Genomic DNA, 17,783 nt, shown 5'->3' with positions numbered 1-17,783 from the left:
GGTTTTTTTTTTACTTTCAATGATGAATATAAATCCATACAGACTATTTTATACCTTTACAAAAATTGAAAAAATGGATTCTGCTTTTTATCTTAATGAATTTCGTTTGGCTGCAGGAGAGATTCCCAAAGAAAAATTGGATAAGGATCATTTGAACCTATCCATTGATACTGTTCTTGAATCGGTTGCTCTGAAGATGTATAAATCAGAATGGTATGGGGATGCAGAATTGCCGAAAGAAGCTTCTGGGAGAATTTTCTTTTCAATTTGGGTAAATGAAAAAACGATAGAAGAGGGAAGGATCTACTATAATATCCATGCTTTAAAACTTCGTGAGTTGAAACGCTACAAAATAGCCAGTAAAGATTTTGCAAAAAACTTCAGAAATGAATTTTTAAAGCATCAAAAAGAATGGCCTAATGTGAGTGTTAATTTTGGACCACTTACTTTAATGGAAGGGTGGATAGAGCTGAAAAATGATTTCATACAAGAAGATGTATATAATCTGGCTCAAAAATTTCTGAAGATAAACTCCATCATAGATAAGGTTTTGGAAAAGTATAAGAAACAGTAATTCTATCTTTTTTTATTTCATAGAAGCACCTGATAATGTTTGTTTTTAGTATTTTTACGCATGAGCAATTTTATAGATTTCAACTCGGCAAAAAAATTACATGATATGCAGGCGAGCCAAAATAGAATTTCAGAACTTTTTAAGATTAAATATCCGATAATTCAAGCAGGAATGATCTGGCATTCCGGATGGAGACTGGCATCAGCGGTTTCCAACTGTGGTGGATTAGGATTAATAGGTGCAGGAAGTATGTATCCTGATATCCTTAGAGAAAACATTCAGAAGTGCAAACAGGCTACCGATAAGCCTTTTGGTGTGAATGTTCCGATGCTGTATCCTAATATTGAAGAAATCATTCAGATTATTCTGGAAGAAGGAGTGAAAATCGTATTTACTTCAGCAGGAAACCCTAAAACATATACTGAAACCTTACAAAAAGAAGGGTTAAAAGTAGCTCATGTAGTTTCCTCTACCAAATTTGCAGTAAAATGTGAAGACGCAGGTGTAGATGCCGTAGTTGCTGAAGGATTTGAAGCTGGAGGTCACAATGGAAGAGATGAAACCACAACATTCTGCCTTATTCCAAATGTGAAAAAACATATTTCAAAACCATTAATTGCAGCCGGAGGAATTGCTTTAGGTTCTCAGATGAAAGCAGCTATGATTCTTGGAGCGGACGGAGTACAGATAGGCTCCCGTTTTGCAGCTACTACAGAAGCAAGCGCTCACGAGAACTGGAAAAAGAAAATTACTGAACTTCAGGAAGGAGACACTCATCTTACCCTGAAAGAATTAGCTCCTGTAAGAATGGTGAAAAATAAATTCTTTAACGAACTGGAAGATATCTATCAGGCTGGAAGAAATAAAGAAGCATTAGTGGCATCATTAGGAAGAGCCAGAGCAAAACGTGGAATGTTTGAAGGGGATATGGAAGACGGTGAGCTTGAAATAGGACAGGTTTCAGCATTGATTAATGATATTCTGCCTGTAGAAGTAGTCTTTAATCATTTACTGAAGGAATTTGAAGAAACAAAAATGCCTTCTTTTTAAAAACAGAACGAGACATAATATTATAATTTGAATTAATGGAGGAAAGAATCATTGATGTAAAGGGGAAAAAACTATATACAGAATACTATAACTCGTTTGAAGGTAAGCCAACTATTGTCTTTCTGCATGATTCACTTGGATCTGTAAAGCTTTGGAGAGATTTACCGGCTAAGCTCTCAGAAGCAACACAATACAATGTTCTTGTCTATGACCGTTTAGGATATGGAAAATCTTATCCAATGCCTACTTACATAAGACCTGTGAATTACATGGAATTGGAAGCTGATCTGTTGAATGATCTGTTGACTGAACTTCATGTTGATAACGCTATTTTATTCGGGCACAGTGACGGCGGAACAATTGCTTTAATCACTGCAGCAAAATATCCGAAAAGGGTAGAAGCTGTTATTTGTGAAGCAGGACATATTTTTGTGGAAGAAGTGACATTAAAAGGCGTTTATGATGCCTGGGAAGCTTATAAAACCACCAATCTGCCGGAACGTCTGAAAAAGTATCATGGAGATAAGGTGGAAACATTATTCAGAGCCTGGACAGAAACATGGACCCGTGATGATTACAGAACCTGGAATATAGAATATCTTTTGAAGGATATTATCTGCCCGCTTCTGTTCATTCAGGGAGAAGCCGATGAATACGGCACGCTGGATCAGGTGGAAAAAACCGTTACTCAGGTAAGTGGTAGAGCTGAAAAATATATTATCCCGGATGTCGGGCATACACCACATAAAGAAGTTCCGGAACTTGTTTTAGCAAAAGTATCTGAATTTATCAATAAATTATAGCATAAAATTAAAGCATCTTATCAGAATATAAGATGCTTTTTTATAAAACGATAAAGATTGTCGTCTACAATAACTGAGTCATGTTGTACAATATGTATGCATATTTATGATAGTGTATTCTTACTGTAAAATTTGATTAAAAATGAATTGAAATTATTTCTTTACATCTAAAAAATCGAATGAAATTATTTACAATATGTCTTCTAAGAATGTATACCATTAATAGCCTTCTTTATTAGTTTCCTTCCAGACAATTACAATAAAAAAACAATAAATATCACTTGAATGAGATATAATATTTTTTATTTTTGAAAATAAGGTTTTTAGTAGGTGTGAAAATTAATGATGTGAATCATTAAATGGTTTGTTTGATATGAATGTGTGAAGAGATGCAATATTGCATCTCTTTTGTTTTTTTTAAATTATAATAACTGAATTTCAGTTGCAATGTTTGACCTTGCCTGTAACTCATATTTTTCTTTAAAATAATTTGTCTTAAAAATACAGTCAAGCTCCAGAAAATGTTTAAGAACCTTTTTTCTGCCCGGTTTATAAAGAAGATCGGGATAAATGGAGTATTCCTTTCTGATCATTCTGGTATAAGCGAGGTAATTGTTAAGGTCTTTTCCAAGAATGGACAGATCAGCATCTAAAAGGTAATTGGTGTCTTTATCTTCTGATTTCTGATGAAACTTGGTAGCCAGAATCTGATCAGAAACAGTGTTTATATCATTTTGATGTAAACCCAGCTCAGTAAGTTTTTCCACTGCTTTCAAAGCACTTTTTTCCTCATTGGATTTAGAACTTGCATTATAAATAATATCATGATAGAAAACAGAAAATGAAACGGTGGTAAAACCAGAAATACTACCTTTCACATTCTCAAGCTCCCTGAACATATTTTCAAGATGCAGAAGGTTGTGATAATGTCTGCCTCTTTCAGAATATTTTGTTTCAACCTCTTTCCAAAGAGTATTGATTAAGTCTAAATCTTTGGTGAAAGACAAACAAAGCTGTTCAAATTGACCTTTTAGATTCATGATAATCAGGTATAAAAAAAGGAACTTTTAAAAAGTTCCTCTGTTTGCTTCAAGAACAGCCTTCAGCTCAGCCCAGCCTCCGCCGTTGTGACCGTCCTTTAACCCTTGAGCGTTAAGATATTCCAATGCTTTTCCGCTTCTGTTTCCACTTCTGCAGAATAAGATTACAGGTTTTTCAATAGATAGGATCTCCTCCTGTCTGTCTTCTACTTCACCCAGTGGAATATTTTTAGCACCATCTATATTTCCGTCCATTTCAAGTTCCATTGGCTCACGAACGTCAATTAATTCATAGTTTCCAGATTGTATTACTTCTATTAAAGACATAGTTGTTTGTTTTAAACATTAAATTTCAAACGAAATTACGTAATTTTTTTTTGAAAACATCCGATCAGGTTTGTTTTTAAAATAGAGTATATCCTAAAATAAAAGAAACTGTTTTATAATCTGAATTGAAATTACCGTAACCACTAATAATTTTTCTTGAAGTGCCTATTCTTACTTCTGCACTGAATCTGTCGTTATATTTATATCCTGCTCCAAATACAAAATTATTTCTGGATTCTATATCCATATCATTAAACTGAAGCTTCATCGAAGATTTCATCTTGAAATCCATCACATAAGCTGCATTTAAAAATAGTTTTGATTTGTCATTTAAAAAGAAGTAATGCCTTAGTCCTATTGGTAATTCAATCGATTTGTAATCAACGTTAGCATCATAATTATAATTAAAATTCCATCCTTCAGCAGCAACAGTTTTCGATTCTTTTTTATAGTATTGATAAGTTGGTTCAATGAAAAAAGCCCATTTGTTTTTATTAAAAGGGAGAACATATTCAAATTCTACTCCGATTCTGAAAGTCGTAGAATTTCCAAATTTTGTTTCAATATATTGAGTCGGATCTTCAGCAGTTAAGCTGGAAGAGTTAATTCCCGGTCTTATACTGAGATGGAACAGTGCTTTTTTGGTATCAGATTTTCCATAATTAATAACCTCTGCTCCTGAACAGTTATTATATTGAGTAAATACTTTCGCCAGATCTTTTTTGCTGTAAGTAATATGATTCAACTGTTTACTGTCGATACCACATTTCAGATTTTCTAAAATCTGTTTCTTATAATCTTCATTATATCCTATGGAAGAATCCGCTACATAATAGGGTTTGTAAATGAGAGGTTGTGGATCAGAGTTTTCTGAAGAATAGAAAAATTTCTGACCATTTCCATTTTCATAGAACAGAAGGTCTGCTTTCCCATCTATAATATATTTAAGAAATAAAGTATTTTCTTTAAGCTCAGGCTCTCTGTTATCAGACATTGAAGCCAGGTCCTTGGATGAAACATCAAGCATTACTTTCGCTCTAACGTATTTCGCTCCCTCATCAATACCAAATTCTTTTACATTATTGATATTCGCTTTCTGAATATCAGAAGAATTCTCTGACTTGTATTCAAAATCTACCGGATTGTTTTTCCAACCCATGTCTTTTATTAAAACTATTTTTTTTTCACCGGAATTGTCAATAAAGTAACCCTTTTCAAATTTAATTTGGGCAAAATACATACCTGATACAAGAAGACCAGCTAGTAGACTTATTTTTTTCATAGTTATTAGGGTGATCCTATCTTTATTTGGATCGTTTTTTAGATAATGATTTTAAAAACGGTAAATCTATAAAATAGTTTTAATTTTGCAAAGTGAAATTAATGAACGCTGGTGCTGAAAAATATTCCGAACTGATAAAATCCAAGGCTAAAAGTTTTGGCTTCCAAAGTTGTGGCATATCTAAAGCAGATTTCTTAGAAGAGGACGCTCCACACCTTGAAAAATGGTTGAAAAACAATTTTAATGGGGAAATGAAGTATATGGAAAATCATTTCGATAAACGACTTGATCCAAGATTGCTGGTGGAAGGCTCCAAATCTGTAATTTCACTGTCTTACAATTATTTTCCTGAAGAAAAGATTTCTATCCTTGAGAATTTTAAAATTTCAAAATATGCTTACGCTGAAGATTACCATGAAGTCATCAAGGAAATCCTTCGTGAAATGGTGGCTGAACTGCAGGAAGAAATAGGAGAATTCGGATTCAGGGTTTTTGTAGATTCTGCACCAGTGATGGAAAGAAGCTGGGCAAGAAAATCAGGAATTGGTTGGGTTGGGAAAAATGCGAATCTGATTACAAAACAGAACGGATCCTTTTATTTTCTGGCAGAAATTATCTGCGATCTGGAGCTTATAGCCGATCATGAAACAACAGATCATTGCGGAACCTGTAGAAAATGTATTGATGCCTGCCCCACAGATGCTATTGTTTCGGAAAAAATTATTGATGGAAGCAAATGCATTTCGTATGCCACAATAGAACTGAAAAATGAAATTCCGGATCATTTCAAAAATAAAATGGAAGACTGGATGTTCGGCTGTGATATCTGCCAGGATGTATGCCCCTGGAACCGATTTTCTGCACCCAATAAAGAGAGCCGGTTCAAGCCTAATGAAGCGCTGAAAAGCTTCAAGAAAGGAGAATGGAAAGAACTTACCCAGGAAATTTTCTCCGAGATCTTCAGGAAATCACCTGTGAAGAGAACCAAATTTGCAGGTCTGAAGAGAAATATTGAATTTTTAGAGCGGTCTTCAGACTGATTTTTGTCTAAATATTTGGTGATAATTCCTACTTTGGAAATTTTTCAATTTCCAAACAAAAGCTGATAATCGACCATTCCTTAGATTTTCAATGCTAAAGAGGTTTTGATTTAAACAGAAAAACTGTCTGAAAAGCCTTTTCCTAAAAGAAAAATTGATCTTCAGGAGATTAGAATCTCACCGAAAATCAACGTTTTTTTTGTATTCTTTTTGGAGCAGTTTTTACTCTTACTTTAAATCTTTTCTGGGATTTGGTATTTTTACGCATATTTGTGAATATTTCGTAATTAAATATAGCTATTTTTTCGATTAAAACAAATACTTTTACGGAAAATTGTGTATTAAATTTTATTCAAAAACATGACTGTGAAAACCATATTAATCTACACACTGAAAATTCTGGGAGTTATCCTTGGAATTGTAATTGTTTATGTTCTTCTGGGACTGCTGATCCCGTTTATTCCGGTTTCTGCCAAAGATGATGGTAAACGGAAAGATATTCCCATTTACATTTATACCAACGGTGTGCATACAGATATTGTAATGCCTGTAAGAAATGATCTGAAGGACTGGAGCCTTATGATTCCTTTTGCAGATACAAGATCTAAGAAAACAGATTATCAGTATATCGGAATAGGATGGGGAGATAAAGGTTTTTATCTGGATACCCCTACCTGGGCAGATCTGAAGTTCTCAACAGCCGTGAAAGCTGCCTTTTGGTTAAGCGATTCAGCAATGCACTGTACTTATTATTATAAGATGAAAGAAGGTGAAGACTGTAAAATGATTATGATCAGCAGAAGCCAGTATCAAAATTTAGTCAAATTTGTAGAAGACAAATTCGATAGAGATCAGAACGGGAAATTCATGCTGATTCCTACCGATGCAGTATATGGTGATAATGATGCTTTCTATGATGCGAGAGGAACATACAGCTTCCTTTATACCTGTAATACATGGTCGAATAATGCACTGAAGGCAGCCGGGCAGAAAGCTGCCCTTTGGACACCTTCCGATTTTGGGATTTTCCAGCATTATAAATAGCATAGATCTGTTTTAATCTGGAGATATAACCAATATGAAAAATGTAATTGGATTACTTATAATTGGATTGCTTTGTTTTAGCTGTCATTCTCATCATTTGGAATTTACAATAAAACGAACCATTGTCAAAGTTTATGAAAATGATACAGTGAAAATTTTAGTAGCAGATAATAATGATTTTATTGAAGCTTTTAAAGATTATAATAATCCTGAAAAATGCAGGAATATCTTATTGGGTAAAAAGACAAAATTTAGAGTAGTTCCCGTAAGTGATCTTTCAACGCATAAAAATAATTTTATCTATATTTTTAATGACTCCACTTATTTAAAATATAACCGATATTTTGGAATTTATAATTTTCAAAATTATTGTGCTAAAAGTAAATGAAGTAGTCTTCCGAACCTTTAAGTATTCAAAATGAAACATAAGCTTTTTCGCGAGCAACAATTACACTGTGATTTAGAAACTGCATGGAAATTCTTTTCCTCAGCCAATAACCTTTCAGAAATTACCCCAAAGGATATGGGTTTTATTGTATTGACGGAAATGAAAGATGATGAAATTTATGAAGGTATGCTCATCGATTACTACGTTTCTCCATTATTTGGAATTAAAATGAAATGGCAGACTGAAATTACCCATGTAGATTTTCAGAAAAGCTTCATCGATTTCCAAAGAAAAGGTCCTTACAAATTATGGAACCATCATCATGAATTCATCCCAAATGAGGAAGGTGTTCTCATGAGAGATACCATAGATTATGAACTTCCAATGGGATTCCTAGGAGAAATTGCCCATTCTTTATTCGTGAAAAAGAAACTGGAGCACATCTTTGATTATCGCTTCAGAGTGTTGAGCAGGTTGTTTTAAAAATTTTGAGGTATTTGTATTACTTGTAGTTTGTCATTGACTACGCCAAATCTTCGATTTCTGACGAAGGAAGAATCTCAAAATAATTTCCCACAGATTATGCGGATTACGCAGATTTTATAGAATTATTATCTGCCGGATTTGCTCAATCTGCGAGATGAAAAATAAATATGGGCTTTGCCATTCTGACGGAGAAAGAATTTTATTAGCTATCCAAAAAACGTGATTTTATCGGCATTGTTTAAGTTTTTTTAACAGTTAAAAGGCAATAACTCCAGCAAATTTTCCTATTTTTGCAGCACTATTGTTTTTACAAAAAACTAAGTATTCTGATTGACATGGCAGGTCTGAGGTCACTTTTCTATTTTTATATCATTATGGTTTTTACCCTTTTCAATTCGAATTGGGCAGAAACATCATTACAGAATATACCTCACGTTCCCCATTTAAGTAATATTCATTTGCTGGATGTTTACGAAGAAGCGGATATGAACACGCATGCGTTGCCTGCTGCTTCTAAAATTGTAAAACACTCACTTCGTAAAGACGATCCTGTAGTAGGGGATTTCTCAGCAGCCTTAAAAATTGCTCCGAAAATCATACTTCCGGATATTGCTATTTCCATTATTTGTGGAGTAAAATCCTTTCTCCATCTTCTCCAGTTGTACTAGTTTAAGTTATTGAATTTCAGATTATTTTAACGAAAATTTTATAACCTAAACATTTAGAAATGTATTTTAAAAATGTAATAATTTGCAGTCTTGCAATATTATTCGCAGTGTCATGCAATAAAGACAAGAAAAAAAACAATCAAAAAGAGAAAGAAGTTCCCGTACTGGAAATCAAGGAAAAAGATACCTTGGTAAGCAATCAGTTTGTAACAGATATTCAGGCTAAGAAAAATGTGGAAATGCGTTCCAGAATTGGTGGAATTATTCAACATATTTATGTGAATGAAGGACAGTTTGTTCACCAAGGGCAGCCATTATTTAAAATTAATGATGCTGAGTTACAGATGGAACTTTTAAAAGCCAATGCAGCTTTAAAACAGTCCCAGGCTGATGTCCGCATCGCTGAAGTGGAACTGAAGCAGATCCAGAGTCTTCATGCTAAAAAATTTGTGGCCAATAATGAGCTTGAAATGGTGAAGGCTAAACTTTCTTCCGCTCAGGCGAAACACGCTTTTGCAGATGCCGAAAGAAGAACAGTACTTCAGAAAATCAGTTTCACAAAGATTACAGCCCCTTTTGATGGAGTAATAGATGTTATTCCTCATAAAGACGGAAGTTTGGTAGAAAACGGAGCTTTATTAACAACATTATCCCAGCTTAATGAGGTGTACGCTTACTTCTCCATTCCGGAAAACCTTTATTTTGAACTTTTGGCTAATGACAAGATCGGAAATCATCAAAAGATTGAATTAACTCTTCCCAACGGAGTAAATTATCAATTTAACGGAGCTTTAAAGACTGCTGAAGGAGAAATCGACAGAACTACAGGATCTATCCGATATAAAGCCCTTTTCCCGAACCCTGACCGTCTGATTAAGCACGGTACTTCAGGAAAGCTGATCATTTCCGAAAATCAGGATAATGCCATTCTTATTCCGCAAAAATCTACATTCTCCATTCAGGATAAAACCTATGTTTTTGTCGTAGATAAGCAGAATAAGGTGAAAATGACAAACATCAAGATCGGAGCTACTCTGAGAGATTCCTATATGGTGGAAAGCGGTCTTAAAAAAGGAGATTTAATCATTTATGAAGGTACTCAGTCCCTAAAGGATGGTGATATTATTAAAATCAAAAAGAAGTATTAACCTTTCATAATCTTTAAATCAACTTATTATGGTAGAGATGTTTATAAGACGAAAGGTGCTTTCGTTAGTTATTTCCATATTATTTGTATTGCTGGGAATTATGGCATTATTAAAGATGCCGATTACCCAATTCCCGGATATTGTACCGCCTTCAGTAACGGTAACAGCTAAATATACAGGTGCCAATGCAGAAGTATCTGCCAATGCAGTTGCACTTCCGCTAGAGAGAGCTATCAATGGTGTACCTGGAATGACGTATATGTCAACGGTAACTTCCAATGACGGACTTACCCTGATTCAGGTTTTCTTTGAGGTAGGAACAGATCCGGATGTAGCAGCAGTAAACGTTCAGAACAGGGTTACAACAATCCTTGATGAACTTCCTGAAGAAGTAATCCGTGCTGGGGTAACTACTGAAAAAGAGGTGAACAGTATGCTGATGTACCTCAATATTACGAGTACAGATCCGAGTCAGGATGAGCAGTTCATTTATAACTTTACGGACATTAATGTTCTTCAGGAACTTAAACGTATTGATGGAGTAGGGCGTGCTGAAATTATGGGTCAGAAAGAATACTCAATGAGGGTGTGGCTTGATCCGCAGAAGATGGCAGCCTATAATATTTCAGCAGATGAAGTCATTACTTCTTTGCAAAAACAGAATATTTCGGCAGCACCGGGAAAAGTAGGGGAAACGTCAGGAAAAACTTCCAGTCAGCTTCAGTATGTTATCAAATATAAAGGGAAATTCTTTGAGCCTAAGCAATATGAAGAAGTACCCATCAGATCTGATGTAGACGGAACAATTCTGAAACTTAAAGATATTGCTAAGGTAGAATTTGGAGCGATGAACTACGGAATGGTTTCCAAAACAGACGGAAGACCTTCTGCATCTATTATGATGAAGCAGCGTCCTGGTTCCAATGCCTCTGAAGTAATTGAAAGCGTAAAAGCTAAAATGGAAGAGTTAAAAGGAACTTCATTCCCACCGGGTATGGAATTCAATATGGCGTACGATGTATCCAGATTCCTTGATGCTTCTATCAGTGCGGTATTAACAACCCTTATCGAAGCCTTTATTCTGGTAGGGATTGTGGTGTTTATTTTCCTTCAGGACTGGCGTTCCACGTTGATTCCTGTATTGGCGGTTCCGGTAGCATTGGTGGGAACATTCGCCTTTATGAATATGCTGGATTTCTCCGTAAACTTATTAACCCTATTTGCTTTGGTACTGGCTATCGGTATTGTGGTAGATAATGCGATTGTCGTCGTAGAAGCCGTCCATGTAAAAATGGAAGAAGGGATGAATGCAATGGATGCTACCATTAGTGCTACCAAGGAGATTGCTGGAGCAGTAGTGGCGATCACGATTGTAATGTCTGCAGTATTTATTCCGGTGGCGTTTCTGGATGGTCCGGTAGGAGTATTTTACCGTCAGTTTTCATTAACGCTGGCTATCAGTATTGTTATTTCTGGGGTGAATGCATTGACGCTTACTCCGGCATTGTGTGCTATTATTTTAAAACCTCATGATCACAATAAAAAGAAAACAATCATGGACAGAGCTTTCCAAAGCTTCAATACAGGTTTTGAAAGATTGACCAATGGCTATGTAGGAATTTTATCAAAATTTGCCACAAGAACCACAGTTACTTTTGGTTTATTATTCCTGTTTATCGGATTGACTTTTGTAACCAGTAAGTTCCTTCCAACCGGATTTATTCCTATGGAAGACCAGGGAATGGTATATGTAAGTGTAACCACTCCGCAGGGTGCAACCGTAGAAAGAACAGAAAAAGTATTGGATGAAGTAACGGTAATCGCCAAGAAAATAAAAGGAGTTGAAAACGTAACTACTTTGGCTGGATACAGTATTGTAACGGAAATTGCCGGTTCATCTTATGGAATGGCAATGATTAACCTTAAAGACTGGAAAGAAAGATCCATTTCGGTTAATGATCTGATTACCGAACTTTCAGAAAAGACAAAAGGAATTGCGGATGCCCAAATTGAGATCTTTGCACCACCAACTGTTCCTGGGTTTGGAAATACCAGTGGCTTTGAGTTACGTTTACTGGACAGAACCGGGGGAACTATCGAAAATACCGATAAGATTACCAAGGATTTTGTTAAAAAACTGAACGAAGCTCCTGAAATTCAGAACAACTTTACCAGTTTTGATGCCACTTTCCCGCAATATATGATTAATGTAGATTATGATATGGCTGCGAAAAAAGGAGTATCTGTAGACAATGCCATGTCCACATTGCAAACCATGCTGGGATCTTATTATGCTACCAATTTTATCCGTTTCAGCCAGATGTATAAAGTAATGGTTCAGGCAAGTCCGGAACATAGGGACACACCTGAAAGCATCCTGAATTTATACCTGAAAAATGATAAAGGGGAAATGGTTCCTTTTTCAACATTTATTACGATTGAAAAAGTATATGGACCTGAAGTACTGACGAGGTACAATATGTATATGTCTGCCATGATTAACGGAGAACCTGCAGACGGTTACAGCTCAGGTGATGCCATTGCTGCTGTGGAACGCGTAGCTAAAGAAGTACTTCCGAGAGGTTTCGATATTGAATGGTCCGGGATGACAAGGGAAGAAATCTTATCAGGAAATCAGACCGTATATATTTTCCTGATCTGTCTGTTGTTCGTATATCTTTTATTAGCGGCGCAATATGAAAGTTTCCTTCTTCCGATGCCTGTATTATTAAGCCTTCCGACAGGAATCTTCGGATCTTATATCGCATTGGTACTGGCAGGACTGGATAATAATATTTATGCGCAGGTTGCATTGGTCATGCTGATAGGATTGCTGGCTAAAAATGCCATTCTGATTGTAGAATTTGCAGTAGCCAGAAATAAACAGGGCTATGATATTATTCCTGCAGCCATTGAAGGGGCCAGACAGCGTCTGAGACCTATCCTGATGACTTCCTTTGCTTTTGTGGCTGGGCTTATTCCATTGTGTATTGCATCCGGAGCAGGAGCAATTGGTAACCGTTCCATTGGTACGGCGGCAGCAGGAGGAATGCTGATAGGAACCATCTTCGGATTGGTGGTTATTCCAGGGTTGTATATATTCTTTGCAAAACTTGAAAATAAGAAGAAAGATGATAAGATTAAATCATAAACATATATTGTATGGAATAGCAGCCTTAAGCTTAGTTTCATGCGCTGTTCCAAAAGTTGCTGAGATCAAAAAAGCGCAGACACTGCCGGAAATGCCGGCTAAAACTACCAGCTCGGGAGAATTCCAGCAGCTTGATCTGAAAGCTTATTTTACAGATGCTCATTTATTGGAACTTTTTAATAAAGTAGTACAGGCCAACCCGGATTTTCAGATTGCACAGCAAAGAGTGGAAATTGCCAACAGCTTTCTGCAGAGATCAAAAATGGATCTTTTACCATCCCTTGAAGTAGGAGCAGAGGTGAGTGGAAACCGCTACGGAAAATATACGATGGAAGGAGTAGGGAATTATGATACCAACCTTTCTCCCAATATTACCGAAGAACAGAAAATCAACCGCGACTTTACTCCCAATTATTGGCTGGGGGCAAGAAGCAGCTGGGAAATTGATGCATGGGGTAAGTTGAAAAATAAAAAACTTGCTGCCCAAAAGAAATATCTGGCTTCTACAGAAGGATTGAGACTGCTTCAGGTAGAACTTTTTACAGATATTGCCAACCTGTATTATCAGTTGGTGGCTTTAGATAACCGTCTGGCAATTTATCAGAAGAACTACAACCTTCAGCAGAGAGCTTTTGAAATTGTTCTGGCACAGCGTGAAGTAGGAAAAGCTACAGAGCTTGCAGTGCAACAGTTCAAAGCACAGAATAACAACTGGCTGGCAGAAATTGAACACATCAAAGTAGAGATTGTAACTGTTGAACAGGCCATTACAACATTAACGGGAAGCTATGGTGGAGATGTGAAACGTGGAAAAACGCTGATGCCCACTAATATTGATGTTTTAAACAAGACCATCAATGTAGAAGCGGTTATTCATGCAAGGCCGGATGTGGCAGCCAATTATTATGTATTGGAAGCTTCTCAGGCAGATGCAAAGGCCGCAAGAGCTGCTTTTTATCCTAAAATTGACCTTGGAGCGGGAATTGGAATGAATTCTTTTTCTGTGGAAACCCTTTTCAAACCAAGCTCATTGGCAGGGCAGCTCTTAGGAGGATTAATGGTTCCTGTCTTTAATAAAGGTCAGTTGAAATATGAATTTAAAGTAGCCAGCAAAGAGCAGGAGATTGCCTTTTTAAATTATCAGAAGAGTATTACTACGGCATTCAATGAGCTTCAGTCTATTTTGAAACAGACAAAAATCTATGAAAGGGTTTTAAAGTTAAAATCAGAAGAAGTAGGTTTTCTGGACCGTGGAGTGGAAGTTTCCAATGATCTGTATCTGACAGGGTACGCTAATTATTTTGAACTGATTAACTCACAGAAAAGTAAACTGACAGCGGAACTGGATCTGTTACAGTTCCAGCATCAGAATACCAGAAATAATGTTCTGTTGTTTAAAGCTTTAGGCGGAAACCTGAATTAGAATAATCAATTACTTTTTCGGTTTTGTAAACCGACCATTTTTATTTTTTACGACGAAGAAAGAGGCTGTCTCAACTGCGAGGCAGCTTCTTTTGATTAAATGACAATTATAAACCTTTGTTAAATAATTCTCTGTTAATGGAATATTCTTATATTTACACCTCAATAAAAACTATTTAACTATGAAAAATTTGAAAAAAGTCTCAAGAGAGCAATTGAAAGCTGTACAAGGTGGTGGAATTATGGATTATCCTAAATGTGGACCGAAAACACAGTTAAGATGTTACAGCATTGAATATTGTGATCCTGAGTTTACAGATGGCTGCCCATGTGTTTGTGTTAGAATCTAAGTCTGTAAAACAAGAGCTCAACTTTGAGTCCTTAATTAATAAAAAAAGAGACGGTCTTTAAGACGGTCTCTTTCTGTATAATGTAAAAGCATATCTGCAGTATAATGCAGAATCTGTTTATTTTATTTAACAATCTGAATCTCAACAGCAGAAAATCCTTTTGGAGATTTTTCCTTTTCAAAAGAAACTTTGTTTCCTTTTTTTACCGGTTCTACACAGTTATTATTGTGGAAGAAGATATTTTCTTTAGAGTTATCTTCAGTAATAAAACCATATCCTTTTTCACTAAGGAAAGTAACAATACCTGTTTTTCTTGGATCTTCTTCAATAATAGGAGCAGCTCCCAATTGAATATCATCAAGGTTTACCTCCTGTCTTTGTTCTGGTGGAGTAGAAGTTAATCTTCCGAATTCATCTACGTACATGAAGACATCCTCCATGTCCTTACCTTTGTTGTTGTTCGTTTTACGTTCTTCGCGTCTTAGCGCTTTTTCTTTTTGCTTTTGAATTTTTTTCTTGAAATTTTCCTTTTTAGAAAAAGAATCTGCCATAAATTATTTTTAGTATTTAGTTTCTATAAATTGTATTGTTCACTCTGGTCTGCCTTAGACCTTAAAGCCCGTCGATGTTTCCTGTTGTGGGGTTTCCTAATCATACAGAGCTTTAAAATTCCGACAAGTATTGTTCTGGGTAGAAAAATAAAAGTTAAAAATATGGCTGCTCAAAAAGCAAAGACTGAATATATATTCTAAGTCGTTACAGAAAACAAAGTAGTGACTTTGGTTAATAATATGCAAATATACAATAATAAAATGAATAAACCTGTTTTTAAATGATTGATTATCAGAAATGGTTTTTGCTAAAATCAACCCGGATGCTCTTATTTACAGGAGAATAAAGCTGTATTGAATAGTTTTTACAAAAAATCCTCAGTAAGCTGAGGATTTAAAAAAATATATTAAGAATGAAATGGTGTGTGTTAATACGGGTGGGTAAGTATCAAATGCTGTGCCTAAAACTCACTTTAAATGGAAAAGTTAAGCGTCTGTTTAATATTTGAAACTGGATTCAAGCTCTATCTGTCTGGTAAATAATAGGATATTGAAATAATTGTGTTTATGTAAATTTTGAATATTTTTTAGATTCAAAATCAATTACACCTGAAATTCCCGAAAAATTCACCATGTTGAGACCACTTTTATTGCTCACCTTTGTTTCATCAACAATTAAAAAATTAAAAAAATGTCAACACAAGATGTAAACGGAAAAGTTGTTTTAATAGCTGGGGGAGGTAAAAACCTGGGCGGATTACTGAGCAGAGATTTTGCAGCCAAAGGAGCAAAACTGGCTATACATTATAACAGTGAAAGTTCAAGAGCAGAGAGTGAAAAAACACTTTCAGAAGTACAGTCATTAGGTGCTGAAGCATTCCTGTTTCAGGGAGACCTTACCAAAGTAGATACTATCGCTAAGTTTTTTGATGAAACGATTTCCCGTTTTGGAGGAGTGGATATTGCAATCAATACAGTAGGAATGGTACTGAAAAAGCCATTTTCAGAAACTACGGAAGCAGAGTATGATACCATGTTCAATGTGAATTCAAAATCAGCTTACTTCTTTTTACAGGAAGCGGGTAAAAAGATAAATGACCACGGTAAGATCTGTACGATTGTCACTTCATTACTGGCTGCCTATACAGGATTGTATTCTACTTATGCAGGGGCAAAAGCACCGGTAGAGCATTTTACGAGAGCTGCATCTAAAGAGTTTGGAGCCAGAGGAATTTCTGTAACGGCTGTAGCACCTGGCCCGATGGATACTCCGTTCTTCTATGGCCAGGAAACAGATGATGCGGTGGCTTATCACAAATCAGCATCTGCATTGGGTGGACTTACCGATATCAAAGATATTGCTCCATTAGTAGAGTTCCTGGTAACTGACGGTTGGTGGATTACTGGGCAAACCATTTTTGCTAATGGTGGATATACAACAAGATAATTTAAACTGTATTTAAAAAAAGAAACTCACTGAAAGTTGTTTTCAGTGAGTTTTTATTTTTTTTAGTGAGGTCCTATGAGGTTTTCATCTTCCCCTTTTCCAATATACTTTTGATAATGAAGAAAAGTCCCAGTATAACAAAAGGAATACTCAGAAGCTGTCCCATGTTTAAGCTCATTCCATGCTCAAATTCTACCTGGTCTACTTTAATAAATTCAATCAGGATTCTCATGATAAAGATTAAAAGAATACTGATTCCGAAATAGAATCCTTTTCCAATTTTAAAGATGTCTTTTTTGTAAATAAGATAAACAAGAAGGAAAATAATCAAATAAGAAATGGCCTCATAAAGCTGAGCAGGATGTCTCGGAAGATTGTCTACCTGATGGAATATAAAAGCCCACGGAACATGAGTTGGCGTTCCGATGATTTCAGAATTCATAAGATTGGCAAGTCTGATGAAAACACCAGCCAATGGAAGGACAATAGCAATAGCATCCAAAACAGTCATTAATGGAATTTTAAACTTTCTGGCATAGATCAGAAGCATAATCATCAATCCGATTCCACCACCGTGGCTTGCAAGCCCAGCGAAACCGGTAAAATGATAAGAACCATCCGGTCCTTTCTGAATAGGTAAGAAGATTTCCAGCGGATGTTGGGAGTAATAATCGAAATCATAAAAGATGCAGTGTCCTAATCTGGCACCCACTAATATTCCGATAAGAGCATACGAAAATAAAGCTTCGTGTGCCTGTATACTTAGATTTTCTTTTTTATAGATGCTTTTTAAAATATTGAAGCATAAAACAAGACCTGAAAGAAATAGCAGGCCGTAGTATTTAACGGAAACACCTAAAATATTGACGATTTCAGGATTTACATCCCAGTTGATATATAATAAACTCATTGGTATTGTTATCGGATTTTACGGATGCAAAGATAGTAAAATAGGATTTTTAGGTGATAAAGCTAAAGTTTTGATGTCTTATGTTTTGATATCTAGTGTTTT

General features: G+C 35.7%; 18 protein-coding genes. 13 read left to right on the top strand and 5 right to left on the bottom strand.

Annotation, left to right across the window (positions count from 1 at the left end):
- The first annotated feature begins 73 nt into the window (after positions 1-73).
- The 3 genes from BOQ64_RS05195 to BOQ64_RS05185 are packed head-to-tail and all read left to right on the top strand — an operon-like array spanning position 74 to position 2,427.
- On the top strand, positions 74-574 hold the full coding sequence (locus BOQ64_RS05195) for a hypothetical protein (protein WP_129058131.1): 501 nt from the start codon (positions 74-76) through the stop codon (positions 572-574).
- Positions 575-634: 60 nt separating this feature from the next.
- Entirely contained in the window at positions 635-1,624 is a 990-nt protein-coding gene (locus tag BOQ64_RS05190; protein WP_228448161.1) for an NAD(P)H-dependent flavin oxidoreductase, read from the top strand.
- A gap of 35 nt (positions 1,625-1,659) precedes the next feature.
- A complete protein-coding gene (locus BOQ64_RS05185) occupies positions 1,660-2,427 on the top strand; it encodes an alpha/beta fold hydrolase (RefSeq protein WP_129058132.1) in 768 nt (255 codons plus the stop codon).
- 422 nt (positions 2,428-2,849) lie between these two features.
- On the opposite strand, the gene BOQ64_RS05180 is transcribed toward BOQ64_RS05185, so the two are convergent.
- From BOQ64_RS05180 to BOQ64_RS05170, 3 genes are all read right to left on the bottom strand, one after another.
- On the bottom strand, positions 2,850-3,467 hold the full coding sequence (locus tag BOQ64_RS05180) for a hypothetical protein (RefSeq protein ID WP_129058133.1): 618 nt from the start codon (positions 3,465-3,467) through the stop codon (positions 2,850-2,852).
- A gap of 27 nt (positions 3,468-3,494) precedes the next feature.
- Entirely contained in the window at positions 3,495-3,794 is a 300-nt protein-coding gene (locus BOQ64_RS05175; RefSeq protein WP_129058134.1) for a rhodanese-like domain-containing protein, read from the bottom strand.
- Between the two features lie 76 nt (positions 3,795-3,870).
- Positions 3,871-5,076, bottom strand: a complete 1,206-nt coding sequence (locus BOQ64_RS05170) for a tRNA modification GTPase (protein ID WP_129058135.1) — start codon at positions 5,074-5,076, stop codon at positions 3,871-3,873.
- A gap of 101 nt (positions 5,077-5,177) precedes the next feature.
- Here BOQ64_RS05170 and queG point away from each other — a divergent pair, with 101 nt between their 5' ends.
- The 9 genes from queG to BOQ64_RS23030 all read left to right on the top strand — a co-directional run bounded on the left by queG (position 5,178) and on the right by BOQ64_RS23030 (position 14,773).
- A complete protein-coding gene (gene queG / locus BOQ64_RS05165; RefSeq protein ID WP_129058383.1) occupies positions 5,178-6,116 on the top strand; it encodes a tRNA epoxyqueuosine(34) reductase QueG in 939 nt (312 codons plus the stop codon).
- Positions 6,117-6,482: 366 nt separating this feature from the next.
- The gene (locus tag BOQ64_RS05160; protein WP_410494468.1) at positions 6,483-7,160 is read left to right on the top strand and encodes a TIGR02117 family protein; all 678 of its coding nucleotides are present in this window, start codon (positions 6,483-6,485) and stop codon (positions 7,158-7,160) included.
- A gap of 34 nt (positions 7,161-7,194) precedes the next feature.
- Positions 7,195-7,548: a hypothetical protein gene (locus tag BOQ64_RS05155; protein ID WP_129058137.1), complete on the top strand. Its 354-nt coding sequence runs from the start codon at positions 7,195-7,197 to the stop codon at positions 7,546-7,548.
- A 30-nt stretch (positions 7,549-7,578) separates the two neighbouring features.
- Positions 7,579-8,031, top strand: a complete 453-nt coding sequence (locus tag BOQ64_RS05150) for an SRPBCC family protein (protein WP_129058138.1) — start codon at positions 7,579-7,581, stop codon at positions 8,029-8,031.
- 338 nt (positions 8,032-8,369) lie between these two features.
- Positions 8,370-8,702 carry a hypothetical protein gene (locus tag BOQ64_RS05145; RefSeq protein ID WP_129058139.1) on the top strand — a complete coding sequence of 111 codons (333 nt, stop codon included), beginning with the start codon at positions 8,370-8,372 and terminating at the stop codon, positions 8,700-8,702.
- 59 nt (positions 8,703-8,761) lie between these two features.
- Positions 8,762-9,850 carry an efflux RND transporter periplasmic adaptor subunit gene (locus BOQ64_RS05140; protein ID WP_129058140.1) on the top strand — a complete coding sequence of 363 codons (1,089 nt, stop codon included), beginning with the start codon at positions 8,762-8,764 and terminating at the stop codon, positions 9,848-9,850.
- Between the two features lie 28 nt (positions 9,851-9,878).
- Complete coding sequence (locus BOQ64_RS05135; RefSeq protein WP_129058141.1) at positions 9,879-13,001, top strand: efflux RND transporter permease subunit; 3,123 nt, start codon at positions 9,879-9,881, stop codon at positions 12,999-13,001.
- On the top strand, positions 12,982-14,424 hold the full coding sequence (locus tag BOQ64_RS05130) for a TolC family protein (protein WP_129058142.1): 1,443 nt from the start codon (positions 12,982-12,984) through the stop codon (positions 14,422-14,424). Before BOQ64_RS05135 ends, BOQ64_RS05130 begins: the two co-directional genes overlap by 20 nt.
- 181 nt (positions 14,425-14,605) lie before the next feature.
- Complete coding sequence (locus BOQ64_RS23030; protein WP_164975756.1) at positions 14,606-14,773, top strand: bacteriocin-like protein; 168 nt, start codon at positions 14,606-14,608, stop codon at positions 14,771-14,773.
- A 122-nt stretch (positions 14,774-14,895) separates the two neighbouring features.
- Here BOQ64_RS23030 and BOQ64_RS05125 read toward each other — a convergent pair whose 3' ends face one another.
- Complete coding sequence (locus BOQ64_RS05125) at positions 14,896-15,324, bottom strand: cold shock domain-containing protein (protein WP_047096384.1); 429 nt, start codon at positions 15,322-15,324, stop codon at positions 14,896-14,898.
- A gap of 691 nt (positions 15,325-16,015) precedes the next feature.
- Here BOQ64_RS05125 and BOQ64_RS05120 point away from each other — a divergent pair.
- Positions 16,016-16,771: an SDR family oxidoreductase gene (locus tag BOQ64_RS05120; RefSeq protein WP_129058143.1), complete on the top strand. Its 756-nt coding sequence runs from the start codon at positions 16,016-16,018 to the stop codon at positions 16,769-16,771.
- Positions 16,772-16,844: 73 nt separating this feature from the next.
- On the opposite strand, the gene lgt is transcribed toward BOQ64_RS05120, so the two are convergent.
- On the bottom strand, positions 16,845-17,681 hold the full coding sequence (lgt, locus tag BOQ64_RS05115) for a prolipoprotein diacylglyceryl transferase (RefSeq protein ID WP_129058144.1): 837 nt from the start codon (positions 17,679-17,681) through the stop codon (positions 16,845-16,847).
- Between the last annotated feature and the right edge of the window lie 102 nt (positions 17,682-17,783).

The sequence above is a fragment of the Chryseobacterium sp. CH25 genome, from assembly GCF_004119455.1.
Taxonomy (GTDB): domain Bacteria; phylum Bacteroidota; class Bacteroidia; order Flavobacteriales; family Weeksellaceae; genus Chryseobacterium.
Note: the sequence above shows the minus strand (reverse complement) of the source record. Positions and strands in the feature narration are given on the sequence as shown.

Excerpts from the sequence above, each read along its gene's own strand:
- BOQ64_RS05195 (WP_129058131.1), top strand. The coding sequence starts at position 74 with ATGGATTCTGCTTTTTATCTTAATGAATTTCGTTTGGCTGCAGGAGAG.
- BOQ64_RS05190 (WP_228448161.1), top strand. The coding sequence starts at position 635 with ATGAGCAATTTTATAGATTTCAACTCGGCAAAAAAATTACATGATATG.
- BOQ64_RS05185 (WP_129058132.1), top strand. The coding sequence starts at position 1,660 with ATGGAGGAAAGAATCATTGATGTAAAGGGGAAAAAACTATATACAGAA.
- BOQ64_RS05180 (WP_129058133.1), bottom strand. The coding sequence starts at position 3,467 with ATGAATCTAAAAGGTCAATTTGAACAGCTTTGTTTGTCTTTCACCAAA.
- BOQ64_RS05175 (WP_129058134.1), bottom strand. The coding sequence starts at position 3,794 with ATGTCTTTAATAGAAGTAATACAATCTGGAAACTATGAATTAATTGAC.
- BOQ64_RS05170 (WP_129058135.1), bottom strand. The coding sequence starts at position 5,076 with ATGAAAAAAATAAGTCTACTAGCTGGTCTTCTTGTATCAGGTATGTAT.
- queG (WP_129058383.1), top strand. The coding sequence starts at position 5,178 with ATGAACGCTGGTGCTGAAAAATATTCCGAACTGATAAAATCCAAGGCT.
- BOQ64_RS05155 (WP_129058137.1), top strand. The coding sequence starts at position 7,195 with ATGAAAAATGTAATTGGATTACTTATAATTGGATTGCTTTGTTTTAGC.
- BOQ64_RS05150 (WP_129058138.1), top strand. The coding sequence starts at position 7,579 with ATGAAACATAAGCTTTTTCGCGAGCAACAATTACACTGTGATTTAGAA.
- BOQ64_RS05145 (WP_129058139.1), top strand. The coding sequence starts at position 8,370 with ATGGCAGGTCTGAGGTCACTTTTCTATTTTTATATCATTATGGTTTTT.
- BOQ64_RS05140 (WP_129058140.1), top strand. The coding sequence starts at position 8,762 with ATGTATTTTAAAAATGTAATAATTTGCAGTCTTGCAATATTATTCGCA.
- BOQ64_RS05135 (WP_129058141.1), top strand. The coding sequence starts at position 9,879 with ATGGTAGAGATGTTTATAAGACGAAAGGTGCTTTCGTTAGTTATTTCC.
- BOQ64_RS05130 (WP_129058142.1), top strand. The coding sequence starts at position 12,982 with ATGATAAGATTAAATCATAAACATATATTGTATGGAATAGCAGCCTTA.
- BOQ64_RS23030 (WP_164975756.1), top strand. The coding sequence starts at position 14,606 with ATGAAAAATTTGAAAAAAGTCTCAAGAGAGCAATTGAAAGCTGTACAA.
- BOQ64_RS05125 (WP_047096384.1), bottom strand. The coding sequence starts at position 15,324 with ATGGCAGATTCTTTTTCTAAAAAGGAAAATTTCAAGAAAAAAATTCAA.
- BOQ64_RS05120 (WP_129058143.1), top strand. The coding sequence starts at position 16,016 with ATGTCAACACAAGATGTAAACGGAAAAGTTGTTTTAATAGCTGGGGGA.
- lgt (WP_129058144.1), bottom strand. The coding sequence starts at position 17,681 with ATGAGTTTATTATATATCAACTGGGATGTAAATCCTGAAATCGTCAAT.